Origin of the sequence: Pseudomonas gorinensis (assembly GCF_042015035.1) — a bacterium.
GTDB lineage: Bacteria > Pseudomonadota > Gammaproteobacteria > Pseudomonadales > Pseudomonadaceae > Aquipseudomonas > Aquipseudomonas gorinensis.
The window spans coordinates 6,416,944-6,433,543 of sequence record NZ_CP167125.1 but is presented as its reverse complement, the minus strand read 5'-3'; the positions used below and the strand labels follow the sequence as shown (position 1 = coordinate 6,433,543).

General features: G+C 61.8%; 13 protein-coding genes. 10 read left to right on the top strand and 3 right to left on the bottom strand.

Annotated elements, in window-relative coordinates:
• Positions 1–136 precede the first annotated feature (136 nt).
• The gene (locus AB7933_RS29390; protein ID WP_024077530.1) at positions 137–1,015 is read left to right on the top strand and encodes a DMT family transporter; all 879 of its coding nucleotides are present in this window, start codon (positions 137–139) and stop codon (positions 1,013–1,015) included.
• Here the strand turns inward: AB7933_RS29390 and AB7933_RS29385 are convergent, their stop codons facing one another.
• On the bottom strand, positions 1,016–2,350 hold the full coding sequence (locus tag AB7933_RS29385; protein WP_024077529.1) for an MFS transporter: 1,335 nt from the start codon (positions 2,348–2,350) through the stop codon (positions 1,016–1,018).
• A gap of 222 nt (positions 2,351–2,572) precedes the next feature.
• Between AB7933_RS29385 and quiC the strand changes: the two genes are divergently transcribed.
• Together quiC and AB7933_RS29375 are read left to right on the top strand one after the other, a co-directional pair.
• Positions 2,573–4,474, top strand: a complete 1,902-nt coding sequence (gene quiC / locus AB7933_RS29380; protein ID WP_024077528.1) for a 3-dehydroshikimate dehydratase QuiC — start codon at positions 2,573–2,575, stop codon at positions 4,472–4,474.
• A gap of 80 nt (positions 4,475–4,554) precedes the next feature.
• Positions 4,555–5,220 (top strand): TetR/AcrR family transcriptional regulator, encoded by a 666-nt coding sequence (locus AB7933_RS29375; protein WP_041161028.1) that lies wholly within the window; start codon positions 4,555–4,557, stop codon positions 5,218–5,220.
• 175 nt (positions 5,221–5,395) lie between these two features.
• Here AB7933_RS29375 and AB7933_RS29370 read toward each other — a convergent pair whose 3' ends face one another.
• Together AB7933_RS29370 and aroQ are read right to left on the bottom strand one after the other, a co-directional pair.
• On the bottom strand, positions 5,396–6,262 hold the full coding sequence (locus tag AB7933_RS29370) for a shikimate dehydrogenase (protein ID WP_024077526.1): 867 nt from the start codon (positions 6,260–6,262) through the stop codon (positions 5,396–5,398).
• Entirely contained in the window at positions 6,259–6,708 is a 450-nt protein-coding gene (gene aroQ, locus AB7933_RS29365; protein WP_024077525.1) for a type II 3-dehydroquinate dehydratase, read from the bottom strand. Before aroQ ends, AB7933_RS29370 begins: the two co-directional genes overlap by 4 nt.
• 206 nt (positions 6,709–6,914) lie before the next feature.
• On the opposite strand from aroQ, the gene AB7933_RS29360 reads away from it, so the two are divergent.
• From AB7933_RS29360 to AB7933_RS29330, 7 genes are all read left to right on the top strand, one after another.
• Positions 6,915–7,436 carry an RNA polymerase sigma factor gene (locus tag AB7933_RS29360; RefSeq protein ID WP_024077524.1) on the top strand — a complete coding sequence of 174 codons (522 nt, stop codon included), beginning with the start codon at positions 6,915–6,917 and terminating at the stop codon, positions 7,434–7,436.
• 63 nt (positions 7,437–7,499) lie between these two features.
• The gene (locus tag AB7933_RS29355; protein ID WP_024077523.1) at positions 7,500–8,498 is read left to right on the top strand and encodes a FecR family protein; all 999 of its coding nucleotides are present in this window, start codon (positions 7,500–7,502) and stop codon (positions 8,496–8,498) included.
• A gap of 207 nt (positions 8,499–8,705) precedes the next feature.
• Positions 8,706–11,363, top strand: coding sequence for a TonB-dependent receptor (locus AB7933_RS29350; RefSeq protein ID WP_024077522.1), 2,658 nt, complete (start codon positions 8,706–8,708; stop codon positions 11,361–11,363).
• Positions 11,364–11,444: 81 nt separating this feature from the next.
• Positions 11,445–12,065 carry a heme acquisition protein HasA gene (locus AB7933_RS29345; RefSeq protein ID WP_024077521.1) on the top strand — a complete coding sequence of 207 codons (621 nt, stop codon included), beginning with the start codon at positions 11,445–11,447 and terminating at the stop codon, positions 12,063–12,065.
• A 162-nt stretch (positions 12,066–12,227) separates the two neighbouring features.
• A complete protein-coding gene (locus AB7933_RS29340; protein ID WP_024077520.1) occupies positions 12,228–13,964 on the top strand; it encodes a type I secretion system permease/ATPase in 1,737 nt (578 codons plus the stop codon).
• Positions 13,961–15,286 (top strand): HlyD family type I secretion periplasmic adaptor subunit, encoded by a 1,326-nt coding sequence (locus tag AB7933_RS29335; RefSeq protein WP_024077519.1) that lies wholly within the window; start codon positions 13,961–13,963, stop codon positions 15,284–15,286. The genes AB7933_RS29340 and AB7933_RS29335 overlap by 4 nt, the downstream gene beginning before the upstream one ends.
• Positions 15,283–16,599: a TolC family outer membrane protein gene (locus AB7933_RS29330; protein ID WP_024077518.1), complete on the top strand. Its 1,317-nt coding sequence runs from the start codon at positions 15,283–15,285 to the stop codon at positions 16,597–16,599. Before AB7933_RS29335 ends, AB7933_RS29330 begins: the two co-directional genes overlap by 4 nt.
• The last annotated feature ends 1 nt before the right edge of the window (position 16,600 follow it).

Below are 16,600 nucleotides of genomic sequence, written 5' to 3'. Positions count from 1 at the left end.
TCCCGTGATTTAGTGCGCTGTTCGCACGTTGTTTGGTTATGCTCTTGGGGCAGACTCCCGCCCGGCTGCTAGATTACCGGGTTGAGCGCCACTTCGTTCAGTGCTCAGCGTTCCGCTCGCCAAGCCAGAGAATTCAATGACTGTCAGTACCCCGCTTTCCGGCGTCAACCATCCCTTCAAAGGCATCCTGCTGATTGTGCTGGCGACGTTTCTGTTCTCCAGCCATGACGCCCTGTCCAAATACCTGGCCGGGTTCTACCCGATCGTGATGGTGGTGTGGGCGCGCTACCTGGTGCACACCTTGCTGATGGCCGGGATTTTCCTGCCGCAATCGGGGCTACGCGTGCTGCGCAGTAAACGCCCGGGGATGCAGGTCGTCAGGGCCTTGTGCCTGCTGGGCACCAGCCTGTTTTTCACCTCGGCGCTGCATTTCATCCCATTGGCCGAAGCCACGGCCGTGAACTTCCTCGCGCCGATCCTGGTGACCGCGCTCTCGGTGCCGCTGCTGGGTGAACACGTGACACGCGGCCAATGGCTGGCGGTGGTCTGCGGGTTTGTCGGCGTGCTGGTGATCATCCACCCCGGCGGTGAGTTGTTCACGCCTGCGGTGCTGCTGCCGTTGTGCTCGGCGCTGTTCTTCTGTTTCTACCAACTGCTGACGCGCATTCTCAGCCAATACGACACGCCGACCACCAGCAACTTCTTCGCCGGGCTGTGCAATACCTTGGTGATGAGTGCGATGGTGCCGTTCTTCTGGCAGGTGCCGAGCCTGTGGCACGGCGCGTTGATGCTGGCACTGGGTACCTGCGGGATGACTGCACACTTGATGCTGACCCAGGCGTTCCGCTTTGCGGCACCGGCCTTGCTGGCGCCGTTCGGCTATTGCCAGATCGTCTTCGCGGGGTTGTTGGGGTGGCTGGTGTTCAACCATACCCCCGATATGACCACGGTGGTCGGCATCGGGGTGATCTGCATGAGCGGGTTGGCCGCTGCCTGGCAGCAGCGGCGGCGTTGATTACACGGCGACGGTAGGAATCTTGCGCGGTGCCATGAAGTACATCCAGGTCAGCGCGATGAAGTACATCGCCGGGATCAGGGTGAACAACACGGTGTAGTTGTTGTTGGTCACAGTCAGGATGTGGCCGACGATCTGGGTCATGAACATACCGCCGATGGCCGCGCACATGCCGCCGAAACCGAACACCGTGCTCATCATGTGCTTGGGCGTGTAGTCCATCACCAGGCTCCAGATATTCGCGGTCCAGGCCTGGTGCGCGCCGATGGCCAGGGAGATGGCGAACACCGCGACCCACAGCTGGCTGGAACCGGCCGCCATGATCACGCCGACGATGCAGCAGGCGAACAGCAGCATCGACAGCAGCCGCGCCTTGATCGAGTTCATCCCACGGCCGATCAGGAACGACGACAGAATCCCGCCCCCTACGCTGCCGAAGTCGGCGGTCAGGTAGATGATGATCAGCGGAATGCCCATCTGGGTCACGTTGATGCCCAGGTTGTATTGCTGGTTCAAGAACGGCGGCAGCCAATACAAGTAGAACCAGAACACCGGCGCCGTCAGCGCGTAGGCGAGGGCGAAGGCCCAGGTGCCGCGCATGCGCAGGATACGGCTGAAGGGCACGCGGGGTTGTTCCGGTTCGACTTCCTGTTGCACGTAGTCCAATTCGGATTGCTTGACCGTTGGATGGTCTTCCGGGTTGAAGTACTTCAAGCCCCAGAACAGCAGCCAGATGGCGCCCAGTGCCGACATGCACAGGAACGCCGCCTGCCAGCCCCACACGTGCAGGATCAATGGCAGCAACATTGGCGTCATCATCGCGCCGACGTTGGTGCCGGCGTTGAAGATGCCGGTGGCTACTGCGCGTTCGCCGGCCGGGAACCACAGGCGGGTGGTCTTGACGCAGGCCGGGTAGTTGGCGGCTTCGGTCAGCCCGAGGATAAAGCGGCAGACCATAAAGCCCAGCGCCGAGGTGGCCAGGCCGTGGGCACCGGTGGCCAGGCTCCACAACAGTACCGCGCAGAAGAACACGCGCTTGACGCCGACGCGGTCGATCAGACGGCCTTGCAGCACAAAGCCAATCGCATAACCGACCTGGAACCAGAAGTTGATGTTGGCGTAGTCCATCGCCGTCCAGCTCATCTCTTTGGCCAGGATCGGTTGCATCACGCCAAGGGCGGCGCGGTCGATGTAGTTCAGGGTGGTGGCGAAGAACACCAGGGCCAGCATGCCCCAGCGGGTTTTACCGACGGCCAGTGCGCCGCGGATCTTATCGCCGATACCGGCGTGCGGGGTGGCCGGGCGCGCGGCCAGGACGGAGTTTTGCGAAGGCATGAGGGAGTACCCGTTTTTTTTGAAATTTTTATGGTGTGGTCTGGGTCTTGTTGCGTGATCGATGGTGCGCAGTGGCTAAAAAATCGTCAATTCGCCAACCACCATTGTGTTCGATAATCGCCCTAAAAACTAACCGGTTCGTACATTTCAATTGCTGTGAGCAGTTTAGCAGCCAATAATTTGCCCTAAATAAGACGAGCCTCAAATGCCGGGAGTCGCCCCATGCAACGCTCTATTGCCACTGTTTCCTTGAGCGGAACCCTGCCGGAAAAACTCGAAGCCATCGCGGCTGCCGGGTTTGATGGCGTTGAAATCTTCGAAAACGATCTGCTGTATTACGACGGCAGCCCGCGAGAAGTCAGGCAAATGTGTGCCGACCTGGGCATTGCCATCACCTTGTTTCAGCCGTTTCGTGACTTTGAAGGTTGCCGCCGTGACCGCCTGGCCCGCAACCTGGAGCGCGCCGAACGTAAGTTCGACCTCATGCAGGAACTGGGCACCGGCCTGGTGCTGGTGTGCAGCAATGCCTCGGCCGACTGCGTAGGCGATGAACGGATTTTGCTGGATGACCTGAGCCTTCTGGCCGAGCACGCCGGCCGCCGTGGCCTGCGTATCGGTTATGAAGCGCTGGCCTGGGGCAAGCACGTGAACACCTGGCAGCAGGTATGGAACCTGGTGCGCCAGGTCGATCATCCGAGCCTCGGCGTGCTGCTCGACAGCTTCCACACCTTGTCGCTCAAGGGCGACCCCAGCGGCATCGCCGAGATTCCCGGCGACAAGATCTTCTTTGTGCAAATGGCCGACGCGCCGATCCTGGCCATGGATGTTCTGGAGTGGAGCCGGCATTTTCGCTGCTTCCCCGGCCAGGGTGAATTCGACCTGGCGGGTTTTCTGGCACCGATCATCCAGAGCGGCTACACCGGGCCGCTGTCCCTGGAGATTTTCAACGACGGATTCCGCGCGGCACCGACCCGGGCGAATGCTGCCGATGGCCTGCGCTCGTTGCTGTACCTGGAGGAGAAAACCCGCCAGCGCCTGGCGCGGGAACAACCCGCCGCGCCGGTCGATATCTTGTTCGAAACCCCTGCCGCCAGCGAGTACGACGGTATCGAGTTCCTCGAATTTGCGGTGGATGAAAGCCTCGGCGCCAAGCTGACCCAATGGCTGGAGCGCCTGGGCTTCGTCAAGGCTGGCCAGCACCGCTCCAAGAGCGTCAGCCTGTTGCGCCAGGGCGATATCAACCTGATCCTCAATTGCGAACCCTATTCCTTTGCCCACAACTTCTTCGAGGCCCATGGCCCGTCGTTGTGCGCCACCGCGATTCGGGTCAAGGACAGCGCCAAGGCATTGCAGCGCGCGGTGGCCTACAAGGGCCAACCTTATCGCGGCCTGGTGGGCCCCAATGAGCTGGAACTGGCGGCGGTCCGTGCGCCGGACGGCAGCCTGATCTACCTGGTAGACCCCAGCGAAGGCGGGTTGTACGACACCGATTTCAACCTGCAACCGGTCAGCGCCTCCAGCGGTGGCCTGCTGCGTATCGACCACATGGCCATGGCTTTGCCCGCCGACAGCCTCGACAGCTGGGTGCTGTTCTACAAGAGCCTGCTGGATTTCGAAGCCGATGATGAAGTGGTGTTGCCCGACCCTTACGGCCTGGTGAAAAGCCGCGCGTTGCGCAGCCGCTGCAGCTCGATTCGCCTGCCGCTCAATATCTCCGAGAATCGCAACACCGCCATTTCCCACGCACTGTCGAGCTATCGCGGCTCGGGTGTGCATCACATTGCCTTCGACTGCGCGGATATTTTCGCCGAGGTACGCCGCGCCAAGGAGGCGGGCGTGCCGTTGCTGGATATCCCGCTCAACTACTACGACGACCTGGCGGCGCGCTTCGACTTCGACGATGAGTTCCTCAGCGAGTTGGCGTACTACAACGTGCTGTATGACCGCGATGCCCAGGGCGGTGAGTTGTTTCATGTGTACACCGAGCCGTTCGAAGGGCGGTTCTTCTTCGAAATCATCCAGCGTAAGAACGGCTATGCCGGCTACGGTGCGGCCAACGTGGCGGTGCGCCTGGCGGCGATGGCCAAGTCGCGCAGCGGCGCGGTACGCCAGGCTCGGTTGTAACCGGTGGCCAGGTGCTTCCTTCGGGGAGCGCCTCGGCCCATAATCGCGGCCTGCACAATAAAACCGGCCGTGAGCGCACCATGACCCTGACTCCCGATCTCTCCGCTGTGTCAGATGCACCGCGCAAGAGTCGCAAGAACAATCCGGAAAAGACCCGCGAGAACATTCTCCAGGAAGCCGTTGTCGAGTTTGTTCAGCAGGGTCTGTCCGGCGCTCGCGTGGATGCCATCGCCGAGCGCATCCATACCTCCAAGCGCATGATCTATTACTACTTCGGCAGCAAGGAGCAGTTGTACGTCGAGGTGCTGGAGAAGCTCTACGGTGATATCCGCAACACCGAAACCCGCATGAACCTCACCGCCCTGGAACCCCGTGAGGCGATCCGGCGGCTGGTGGAGTTCACCTTTGATCACCATGACCAGAACGTGGATTTCGTGCGCATCGTCAGCATCGAAAATATCCACAATGCCGAGTACGTGAAGCGTTCCGACTCGATCAAGGCGATGAACAGCAACATCCTGGAAGCGCTGGGTGCGACGTTGCGCCGTGGGGCTGAGATGGGGGTGTTCCGGGCCGGGTTGGAGCCGCTGGACGTGCACCTGCTGATCAACTCATTCAGCTTTTACCGGGTGTCCAACCGCCATACGTTCAGTGAGATTTTTCAGATCGACCTGTCGGATGAGGCGGTTAAGCAGCGGCATCGGGACATGATTTGTGATTCGGTGCTGCGTTACCTGCAGGCCTGAAGTCAGCGCAGAAATCGTTGTGGCTTGCCCTAAATGCCGTTCAATTAAGGCTTTTTTTGTAGGAGCGAGGGGGACGCCTAGTTCTTGCTCGCGAAGAACTCACAGGCGCCGCGTTGATTCAGGAAGCACGCGTTATCGTTGACGTTTTTCGCGAGCAAGCTCGCTCCTACAGGGGTTAGTTCAGTCCACTCATTGAGCCATTCATGCTTTGGAAGTGCGCCAGCATCCGCTGCGCATCCGCCACCTCACCACTGAACAGCTCAAACGCTTTTACCGCCTGAAACACCGCCATATTGCCGCCATCCAGGGTGCGGCAGCCCAAGGCGCGGGCATCACGCAGCAGTTCGGTTTCCAGCGGGAAATACACGATTTCAGCCACCCACAGTTCGGCTCTCAGCAGGGCAGCGGGCACCGGCGTGCCGGGCAGCTTGGCCATGCCCATTGGCGTGGTGTTGACCAAGCCGTCGGCCTCGGCCATGGCGTTTTGCAGGTCACTGCCCACCTGGGCGCGACCGCTGCCAAAATGTTGCGCCAGGTTATCCACAAGGTCCCGGGCGCGGCTGGCGTCCACATCGAACACACTCAATTGCTCGACACCCTCGGCCAGCAACGCGTGCGCCACTGCTGCGCCAGCGCCACCGGCTCCCATCTGCACCACGCGCTGACGCGGCACATCGTTGAGGTTACGGCGAAAGCCCTCGGCAAACCCCAGGCAATCCGTGTTGTGGCCAATACGTTTGCCAGCCTTGAACACCACGGTATTGACTGCGCCAATGCCCCGCGCTTCGTCAGACAATTCATCAAGCAGCGGCAGGATCGCTTGCTTGCATGGGTAGGTAATGTTCAAACCGGTGAAGTGCATCCGCTCGGCGGCGTCCAGCAGGTCGGGCAGGGCGTCGAGAGTCAGTTGCAGCGGTTCCAGATCGATCAGTCGATAGAGGTAGCGCAAGCCCTGGGCATCGCCTTCCTGTTCATGCAGGGCTGGCGTGCGGGAAGCCTGGATACCGGCGCCGATCAGGCCAGCGAGGACGCGCGGTTTCATCGAGCCGCCCCCTTGAGCAACTGGCTGAAATGTTCCAGGGCCAGGTGATAGCCATGGCTGCCGAAACCCGCGAGCACCGCCTTGGCGATGGGCGACACAAAGGAATGATGACGGAAGGCTTCACGGCCATGCACGTTGGAGAGGTGCACTTCGATCACCGGCACTTCACTGGCCACCAGAGCGTCACGAATCGCCACTGAAGTGTGGGTCCAGGCCGCCGGGTTGATCACGATACCGGCGCAACGGGTGCGGGCGCCGTGGATCCAGTCGAGCAATTCACCTTCGTGGTTGGTCTGGCGAAACTCGATTTTCAATCCCAGTTGCTCGGCGCTGCGACCACACAGGGCGGCCACGTCGGCCAGGGTTTCATGGCCGTAGGTCGCGGGCTCGCGGGTGCCGAGCAGGTTGAGGTTGGGGCCGTTGAGCACCAGCACGATGGGCGGCATAAGGGTCTCTCCACAGTTATTGTTGGTTGTGGAGATAAAATGTACTGAATGGTTAATTTGGTCAATTGGCGGCAGAGGATGTGTTCGATTATCGAACAGTTAATCCGACCCTTCACCTGGCTGGATCAGATTAGATATCAATTGAAAATCATTCTCGACAACGCTTAAGATGCTTGCCTGTTTCCTTAACATTCCAGGGAGTCGGTTTGTCGGACGTGGATCTCAAAGGCCTGTTTCTCAAGCATGCCGATACCTTGCGCGGGTATCTGGCGCGCAAGGTACGGGACCCGCAGTTGGCCGCAGATCTGGTGCAGGAGAGCTTCCTGCGCCTGGCGGAAAAGCCGGCCGGCGAGCGCATCGACAACTCCCAGGGCTATCTCTATCGAACGGCGAGCAATCTGCTGATCGACCATATTCGCCAGGAAGCGCGGCGCAAGACAGACTCCGTGCCCCATGAGGCGTTGGCCGAGATTGAAGATGAAGTGGCCGGGTTGGAGGCTCAGGCAATGGCGCAGCAACAGCGACAGGCATTGAAGCAGGCACTGGCGGAGTTGCCGGAGCGCACCCAGCAGATTTTCCGTCTCAACCGCATCGAAGGCATGACCCACGCTCAGGTCGCGAGGCACCTGGACATCTCTGACAGTTCCGTACAAAAGCACCTGGCCAAAGCGTTGGCCTACGTGATGCAACGCTTGCAGGAAGGCGAGAGGGCGCCATCCGACGAATGAGTTACCGAAATGCGCCACGTCAGACGTCACAGCGTTACATAACGAAAAATTCGAGATTCACACGTGAATAGCCAGGGTCCGCAACAGCACAGCATTACCGAGGCGGCCGCCGAGTGGGCGGTGCGCCTGCACGCCGGTGCCCTGACCGATCAGGAGCAGGCCGAACTGCAGCATTGGATTGCCTGCGACAGCCGTCATGAAGCGGCATTGCGCTTTGCCGAACAGACGTGGGCGGCACTGGGCGACGTGTACAAGGAACCGCCGGTGAGCCGCCAGCGCTCATCAGCGACGACGATGCCCGTGCGCCGGGCCAAACGGCGCAGGTCTTGGCAACGTGCGGCGGCCGTCGCGCTGGTCGTGGTGGTGGCCGGTGTCGGCTGGGGGCGCGGGCCAGAGGTGTTGCTGCGCATGCAAGCGGATTACCTCACCGAGAAAGGCGAGGTGCGCACCGTGCAACTGGCCGATGGCAGCAAGGTCGAGCTGGACTCCGGCAGTGCCATTCGCCTGGATTACGACGGTGTGCAACGCCGTATCCGCCTGCTCCAGGGCTCGGCGATCTTCGACGTGGCGCCGATGGTGGGCGAGGAAACCCGGCCTTTTGTGGTGCAGAGCGCCGGGGGGCAAACCCGGGCGCTGGGCACGCGGTTTGTGGTGGCACGCGAGAGCGACAGCCAGGCGTGGGTCGGCGTGCTGGAGCACAGTGTCGAGGTTTCCCTGCAAGCCATCCCGATAAAAGGCCCGGCCGACAGGGTGGTCAAGGAAGGCCTGGCCGCACGCTACAACCTCCAGGAAGGCATCGTGGCCATGGACCCCTTCGATGTGGAACGCGCCACCAGCTGGCGACGCGGCGTACTGATCTTCGATCGCCAGCCCCTGGCCAAAGTCATCGAGCAACTCAACCTCTACCGCCCCGGGCGTGTGGTGTTGACAGACTCGGCACTGGGCGATCGCGAAGTCAGCGGCGTGTTCCGCCTCGACATGCTCGACACCGCCCTCGGCACCCTCACCCAGGAACTTCAAGTGCAACGCTTTGACCTGGCAGGCCTCAGCCTGATCTATTGATTGCCCTGTAGGAGCCGGTTTGCCGAGCGATGTGCGGTGGTCTTTCTGACGTCATCGCCCGCAAGCCGGCTCCTACACATACCTCGCCTTGAAACCCGCCCTTTAGAAACTTTTGAAAAAGTCTTACTGACTTCCTGCGCGTCGCACGTCTTGCTAGGTGAGAAGCATTCGCATAAACAAAAACGCTCAGCGCAGGGAACAACAGAAATGTCAGCACTCAACAAGGGGCGTATCACCGCAAGCCGGTTAGCCCTGGCCATCCACGTGGGCCTGTTCGCCGCAGTGGCTCCAGTATTCGCCGCTCAGTCTCAGGCGAGTGCTGCGCAACCGGCGGTGCTGATGCTGGATATCCCTGCACAATCCCTGGGCAGTGCGGTGCTGGCGTTCGCCGACCAGGCCGGTCTGCAAGTGCTATTCGACAGCCAGCGCCTGGCGGGTTTGCAAAGCACTACGGTGAAGGGGCAGTACGGCGTGCAGGAAGGCCTGGCGTATTTGCTGGGGAATGCGCCCGTGGAGTATCGCTTCAATGGCGAGCGCCAAGTCACCCTGACCCGCGTAGAGCAGAGCGGCGCCGCTTTGGCGCTGGCGACCACCACAATCACCGGCCTGCACCCCAACGACTGGGTGTATTCATCGCCACGTTCGGTGAGTGTGGTGGGGCGTGAGCAATTGGATCGCAACCCGCCACGGCATGCCGCTGAGATGCTCGAGGAGGCGCCGGGCGTCTACTCGGCGGTCAGCCAGCAAGACCCTGGGCTGTCGGTGAATATTCGCGGTATCCAGGACTACGGCCGGGTCAATATGTCGGTGGACGGCATGCGCCAGAACTACCAGCAAAGTGGTCATCAGCAACGCAATGGTACGCTGTATGTCGACCCGGAATTGCTGTCGGAGGTGGTGATCGAGAAGGGCGCCACTTCCACGATGGGCGGCGCCGGGGTGATCGGCGGGGTGGCCAATTTTCGCACCGTGGAAGCGGCCGACCTGCTCAAGGGCGGTAAGGAAATCGGCGGGCGCATCCGCTTGACCACGGGGCTGGGCGGGCGCAGCAACGGCACGCATTTTATTGGCAGTTCGGCGTTTGCCGTGGGGACGGACGTGTGGGACATGCTGGTGGCCGCCAGTGAGCGTCATCTCGGTGATTACAAACCCGGGACTAAAGGCAGCATCGGTGAACTGCGCACCGGCAGTTCCTTCCTGCCGGCCAGCGAGGATCGGATCAAGAACTCCACCGTCGAGTACACCGGCTCGGTGATGCGCTCGCGCCTGCTCAAGCTCGGTATCAACCTGCCGGTGGATCAGCGTCTGCAACTGAGCTACCTGACCACCGAAGTCGACTACGACGACGTCAACATGATGACCGCCGAAAAAGCCCAGCTATGGGAAAAACTCGGCAGCAGCAACGTCACGGCGCAGAACTTCGCACTGGACTACAGCTACACGCCGGACAACCCGCTGATCGATTTCAAGGCCAAGCTTTACTACGTCGATACCCGCAATGACCAAACCACGCTGACCCGTGGCAGCAGCAAGGGCTACGACGTTACCTATCAGACCAACACCTATGGTTTCCAGGCGCAGAACATCTCGACCTTTGCCTTGAGCGAGCTGTCCGTGATCAAGGCCAACTATGGGCTGGAGTTTTTCTACGACAAGGTGCGGCCGGACTCCAACCAGATGGTGGCCGCCGATTCGGCGGTGACGGCCTCGGCGGCGGAAAGCATCACGCCCAGGGGGGATCGGGCGATGGGCAGCCTGTTCGCGCGCCTGGATTACGACTACGACAACTGGCTGAACCTCAATGCCGGGTTGCGCTACGACCGCTATCGGCTACGCGGCGAAACGGGCTTGAACACGCGCACCTTCATCATCGGCACTACGCGGCAAATCGGCTTGCCCATGACCTATGACGTGGATCGGGAAGAAGGGCATTTTTCGCCCACCTTCGGTCTGTCGGTCAAGCCAGGCGTGGATTGGCTGCAACTGTTCGCCACGTACGGCAAGGGCTGGCGACCGCCGGCAGTCACCGAAAGCCTGGTCAGCGGCCGGCCCCATGGAGGCGGTTCGGAGTCGATTCTTCCTAACCCCTACTTGAAACCCGAGACGTCCACGGCGTGGGAGGTGGGCTTCAATGTGCTCAAGGAAGACCTGCTGTTCGCGGAAGACCGGGCGGGCATGAAGGTGTCCTACTTCAATACCCGCGTCGATGATTTTTCCTACATGGCCCTGGGCGTGCAGCCACCCGGTTATGGCATTGCCAATATCGGCAATGCGGCTTACGTCAACAACCTGGAGACCACGCGTTTTCGCGGCCTCGAATACCAGTTGGATTACGACGCGGGTTTCGCCTACGGCCAGGTCAACTACACGCGCATGCTCGGCAGCAACAAGTTCTGCAGCAAGACTGCGTGGTTGGGGGGCGTTACCAAGACCCAGAAGCGGCCGGGCAACCGCACGCCGGTGGACGCGATGGTGCCGGACGACGCGGCCAATGCCGCCGTGGGCTGCAATGCCATCCTCGGCTCCTCCGAGCACATGCCGATGGATCGCGGCACCGCGACCCTGGGGGCGCGTTTCTTGGAGCGCAAGTTGGATGTGGGGGTTCGCGCCCGTTATAGCGCTGGTTATTACGTGAAAGGCGGCGTCGGCGTGACCACTTCACAGACCGGCGTCTACCCCGCCGACTGGAAGCCTTACACCGTCTATGACCTGTACAGCAGCTACCGCGCTACCGACCAATTGACCTTGCGCCTGGCCATGGAGAACGTCACCGACCGCGCCTACCTGGTGCCCCTGGGCGATGTGCTGGCCTTCACCCTGGGCCGTGGGCGCACCTTGCAGGGCACCGTTGAATATCAGTTCTGACCGATTTTGCCCAGTGACGGGCAAAACCACAGCGGGCACCGGCTTGCTGCGGAGTTACCACCCCATGACTTGGAGTTTTGCATGAGCATTTCTATTTCATACAGCACGAGCTACGCCACGAACACCGTTGCCCAGTACTTGAGCGACTGGTCGGCTTACTTTGGTGACCTGAACCACCGTGAAGGGTCGGTCAAAGAGGGTGTGAACACCGGTGGTTTCAATCCTGGGCCGTTCGACGGCACTCAATATGGCGTATCAAGCACCGTCAGCGATGCAGCGGTAGTGGCCGAGGGCAGCTTGCATTACACCTTGTTCAATCCGCCTTCGCATACGCTCTGGGGTTCGCTCGACGCACTGACCTTTGGCGATACCCTTGCCGGTGGCGCAGCCAGCGGTGGCTACACCATTGCCAGCCAGGAAGTCAGCTTCACCAACCTGGGCCTGTCGAGCCTGCAGTCCGAAGGCCGCGACGGCCAGGTGCACAAAATCGTCTACGGCTTGATGAGTGGCGACAGCTCGGCGCTGGCTTCGGCGATCGACTCCTTGCTCAAGGACATTGACCCAAGCCTGTCGATCAACTCGACGTTCGACCAACTGGCCGCTGCCGGTGTGGCGCATGTGGACTCGGCTTCGGTCGCAGCCTCCGATGTGGCGCTGGTTGGCGTGCAAGACGTGCCCCAGGACTTCGCCCTGGCCGCCTAAGCAAAAAAGCGAATGGAAGATCGCTCTCCCATTCGCCGCGTGACACACCGCCGTCGCCCAAGCCTTCTACTTCTTCAGCGACGGCGGTGCCGAATTCTGCGCAGCGTCGTACAGCCTGTCAACGCAACGACGCTGCCCGCTCAACCCTTTGAGAATCCCCAGATGCGCCACGCCGGCAACGAAACCCTGGCCGCCCTCACGGCTTATAAAAGTGGCTTCTTCAACATCGGCCTGTTCTCGGCGGTGATCAACCTGCTGATGCTGGCCCCGGCGCTATACATGCTGCAGGTGTACGACCGGGTGCTGGCCTCGGGCAACCAGATGACCCTGCTCATGCTGACGCTGATGATCCTCGGCCTGTTCGGCCTGATGGGTGCATTGGAGTGGGTGCGCAGCCAGGTGGTGATCCGCCTCGGCACGCAGATGGACATGCGCCTGAACCAGCGGGTGTACGACGCTGCGTTCGAAGCGCAACTCAAGGGCGGCATCCAGGCGGCCGGCCAGGCGCTGCATGACCTGACCACCCTGCGCCAGTTCGCCACCGGGCAGGCGTTGTTCGCGTTCTTCGACGCGCCATGGTTTCCGGTGTACCGGTTGGTGATCTTCCTGTTCCACCCTTGGCTCGGGCTGCTGGCCCTGATTGGCGCAGTGCTGCTGATCGTGCTGGCGTGGGTCAACCATCACGTCAGCCAGGTCCCGATGTCCCTGGCCAGCCAACTGTCCATCAGCGCCAGCCAGCAGGCCACGGCCAACCTGCGCAATGCCGACGCCATCGAAGCCATGGGCATGCTCGCCACCTTGCGTGCGCGTTGGTTCGGCCAGCACCAGGCCTTTCTGGCACAGCAGAACCTGGCGAGTGAAAAGACTGCGACCGTCACCGCCTGGTCCAAGGGTGTGCGCCTGGCGTTGCAGTCGCTGGTGCTGGGCCTGGGTGCGTTACTCGCGGTGCAGGGCGATATCACGCCGGGGATGATGATTGCCGGCTCGATCCTCATGGGCCGCGTGCTCAGCCCGATCGACCAGTTGATCGGCGTGTGGAAACAGTGGGGCTCGGCGCGCCTGGCGTTTGATCGCTTGTCACAGATGCTGGAGGCCAACCCGGCGCGGCCCGAAAGGATGAGCCTGCCGGTGCCCAAAGGCCAACTGAGCGTCGAGCAAATCAGTGCCTGTGCTCCCGGCAGCCGTCGGCCGGCGCTGGCCAACCTTGGGTTTACTCTGGCCGCGGGTGAGGTGCTGGGGGTGATCGGGCCGTCGGGCTGCGGCAAATCCACCCTGGCTCGAATACTGGTAGGTGCCTGGGCGCCCTTGGCCGGCAAGGTGCGGCTGGACGGTGCCGACCTGGCCCTGTGGGACAAACAGCAATTGGGCCCACACATCGGCTACCTGCCGCAAGACATTCAACTGTTCGCCGGCAGCATCGCGGATAACATCGCACGGTTTGTCGAGGTCGACGCGGACAAAGTCCTCGCCGCCGCACAAATGGCCGGCGTCCATGAGTTGATCCTGCAACTGCCCCAGGGCTACGACACGCAGTTGGGGGAGGGCGGCGCCGGGTTGTCCGGCGGCCAGAAACAGCGTGTCGCCCTGGCGCGTGCGCTGTACGGCGTGCCCGCGCTGATCGTGCTGGATGAGCCCAACGCCAACCTCGATGAAGTGGGCGAGCAGGCTCTGCTCCAGGCCATCACCCAGCTCAAGCAACAGCGCCGCACGGTGATCCTGATCACCCACAAGCCCAATCTGCTGACCCTGACTGACCAACTGCTGATCCTCAGGGAAGGCCAGTTGCAGGCCTTCGGCCCAACCGCGCGCGTGTTGGAAGCGCGGCAGAAACCGGCTGCGGCCAAGCCGGTATCGACCATGAGCATGAGTTACCGCCTCGGTGAAGGAAAGCAGGCATGAGCCAGAGCAAACCCGTGCTGATCAGTGATGCGCCGAACAATGTGCTGGCGCTGGATGACAAAAAGTATTCGCGCCTGGGCTGGCTGTTGGTGCTCGGTGGCTTTGCCGGGTTCCTCGGCTGGGCAGCGTTGGCGCCACTGGACAAGGGCGTGGCGGTGCCGGGCAAGGTCATGGTCTCGGGCCATCGCAAGACCGTGCAGAACCCGGCCGGGGGCATCGTCGAGCGTATCGAGGTGCGCGACGGTGATGTGGTCAACGCCGGCCAGGTGCTGCTGCGCTTGAAGGAAACCCCGTTGCGCGGGCAGATGCAGTCCCTGCGCAGCCAGTACCTGGCGTCCCTGGCCAGCGAGGCGCGCTTGAGCGCCGAAAGCGAAGGTTTAGCGGTGATCAACTTCGGTCCTGAACTGCTCAACGATCCTGAGGCGGCGGGCACCCTGGACCTGCAACGGCAATTGTTCAAGAGTCGCGCCCAGGCACTGGCCACGGAGCAACAAGGCCTGCGCGAAACCATCGCCGGGGCCGAGGCGCAGTTGCGTGGCACACGGGATTCGCAAGCGAGCAAAGTCCAGCAGCGCGCGGCGTTGAATGAGCAACTGCAAGGCCTGCGCGAGTTGGCTCGTGACGGTTACATCCCGCGCAATCGCCTGCTCGACAGCGAGCGCCTGTATTCACAGATCGACGGCGCCATCGCCGAGGACTACGGCCGCATCGGCCAATTGCAGCGCCAGGTTCTCGAACTGCGCCTGCGCATCCGCCAGCTTGGCGAAGATTTCCAGACAGACCTGCGCGGCCAGTTGGCAGAGACCCGCACCCGCAGCGACGACCTGCGCAATCGGCTGGCCTCGGCCGAGTTCGAACTGGCCAATAGCCTGGTGCGAGCGCCGGTGTCGGGCGTGGTGGTGGGGCTGGACGTGTACACCGAAGGCGGCGTCATCAAGCCCGGCCAGGCGTTGATGGATATCGTGCCTCAGGGCGAGCCCTTGCTGGTTGAAGCGCGGGTCCCGGTGCAGATGGTCGACAAAGTGCACCCGGGCTTGCCGGTGGAATTGATGTTCTCGGCGTTCAACCAATCCACCACGCCACGGGTCGCCGGCGAGGTGACGCTGGTCTCGGCGGACCGCCAGGTCGATGAGCGCACCGACGAGCCGTATTACACGCTGCGTGCCCAGGTCAGTGCGGCGGGCGTGCAGCAACTGGACGGCGTGCAGATCCGCCCAGGCATGCCGGTGGAAACCTTCGTCAAGACCGGTGAGCGCTCAATGCTCAACTACCTGTTCAAACCCCTGATGGATCGCACCCACATGGCCCTGGTGGAAGAATGAAGGCGCTGTTGTTTACCCTGTGTTTCGCGTGTTCCTCGGCGGCCCAGGCCTTGGGTTTGCTGGATGCCTACGACTTGGCCCTGCGCAATGATCCGACCTTTCAGGCAGCCATTCAGGCGCGTGAAGGCGGTGAAGAAAACCGCCTGATCGGCCGAGCGGCGTTGTTGCCGAACTTGTCGTGGAGTTACAACAACTCGCGCAATGAGTCCGAAGTGACGGTGGGTGATGTCACCAGCAACCGTGACTACCGCAGTTATGCGTCGACCCTGACCTTGCAACAACCGCTGCTGGATTATGAAGCCTACGCGCGCTTTCGCCAGGGCACTGCCCAGGCCTTGATGGCCGATGAACGCTTTCGCGGCAAGAGCCAGGAACTGGCGGTGCGGGTTCTCAACGCCTACAGCCAGGCCTTGTTGGCCCAAGAGCGCATCGAGCTGAGCCGTGCGCAGAAACGTGCGTACGCCGAGCGCCTGCAACTCAATGATCGCCTGCTCAAAGGTGGCGAAGGCACGCGCACCGATGTGCTGGAAACCCAGGCACGCCTGAGCCTGGCCCAGGCCGAAGAAATCGAATCCCTGGATGCCCAGGACAGCGCCCTGCGTGAGTTGGAAGCCATCGTCGGCCAACCGCTGCAGATCGAAGAACTGGCGCCGTTGACGCGCCAATTCGAGATCCCGCCGCTGGAACCCAACCGTTTCGAAACCTGGCGCGAACTGGCCATGGCCAACAACCCGGAGCTCCAGTCCCAGCACCATGCCTTGGACGTGGCGTCCTATGAAGTGGAGCGCAAGCGCGCCGGGCACATGCCCAAGGTCAGCCTGTACGCCACCAGCCGCCAGACCAACTCCGACTCGGAAAGCAGCTACAACCAGAAGTACGACACCAACACGGTCGGCATCCAGGTCAGCCTGCCGCTGTTCGCTGGCGGCGGAGTATCGGCCTCTACGCGCCAGGCGGCCAATCAACTGTCCCAGGCCCAATACGAACTGGATGCGCAAACCTCGGCCACGCTGGTGGAGTTGCGTAAGCAGTTCAACCTCAATACCAGCGGCGCGGCCAAAGTGCGTGCTTATGAAATGGCGGTCAGCTCTGCCACTGCGCTGGTTACTGCGACGAAAAAAAGTGTTGCCGGCGGTGAGCGGGTCAACCTCGACGTGCTCGACGCCGAGCAACAACTGTTCACCGCTCGCCGCGACCTGGCGAATGCGCGGCATGCGTATCTGCTGGCGAGGATTCAGTTGAAGTATTACGCGGGGGTGCTGAGCGAGCAGGATTTGCGCGCGTTGGCGCGGTATTTCCAGCCGTCGGCATGAG

Bases quoted from the DNA above. Each gene is read 5' to 3' on its own strand.
- AB7933_RS29335 (WP_024077519.1), top strand. From the start codon at position 13,961: ATGAGCCAGAGCAAACCCGTGCTGATCAGTGATGCGCCGAACAATGTG.
- aroQ (WP_024077525.1), bottom strand. From the start codon at position 6,708: ATGCCGCCCATCGTGCTGGTGCTCAACGGCCCCAACCTCAACCTGCTC.
- AB7933_RS29345 (WP_024077521.1), top strand. From the start codon at position 11,445: ATGAGCATTTCTATTTCATACAGCACGAGCTACGCCACGAACACCGTT.
- AB7933_RS29390 (WP_024077530.1), top strand. From the start codon at position 137: ATGACTGTCAGTACCCCGCTTTCCGGCGTCAACCATCCCTTCAAAGGC.
- AB7933_RS29370 (WP_024077526.1), bottom strand. From the start codon at position 6,262: ATGAAACCGCGCGTCCTCGCTGGCCTGATCGGCGCCGGTATCCAGGCT.
- quiC (WP_024077528.1), top strand. From the start codon at position 2,573: ATGCAACGCTCTATTGCCACTGTTTCCTTGAGCGGAACCCTGCCGGAA.
- AB7933_RS29330 (WP_024077518.1), top strand. From the start codon at position 15,283: ATGAAGGCGCTGTTGTTTACCCTGTGTTTCGCGTGTTCCTCGGCGGCC.
- AB7933_RS29350 (WP_024077522.1), top strand. From the start codon at position 8,706: ATGTCAGCACTCAACAAGGGGCGTATCACCGCAAGCCGGTTAGCCCTG.
- AB7933_RS29375 (WP_041161028.1), top strand. From the start codon at position 4,555: ATGACCCTGACTCCCGATCTCTCCGCTGTGTCAGATGCACCGCGCAAG.
- AB7933_RS29340 (WP_024077520.1), top strand. From the start codon at position 12,228: ATGCGCCACGCCGGCAACGAAACCCTGGCCGCCCTCACGGCTTATAAA.
- AB7933_RS29385 (WP_024077529.1), bottom strand. From the start codon at position 2,350: ATGCCTTCGCAAAACTCCGTCCTGGCCGCGCGCCCGGCCACCCCGCAC.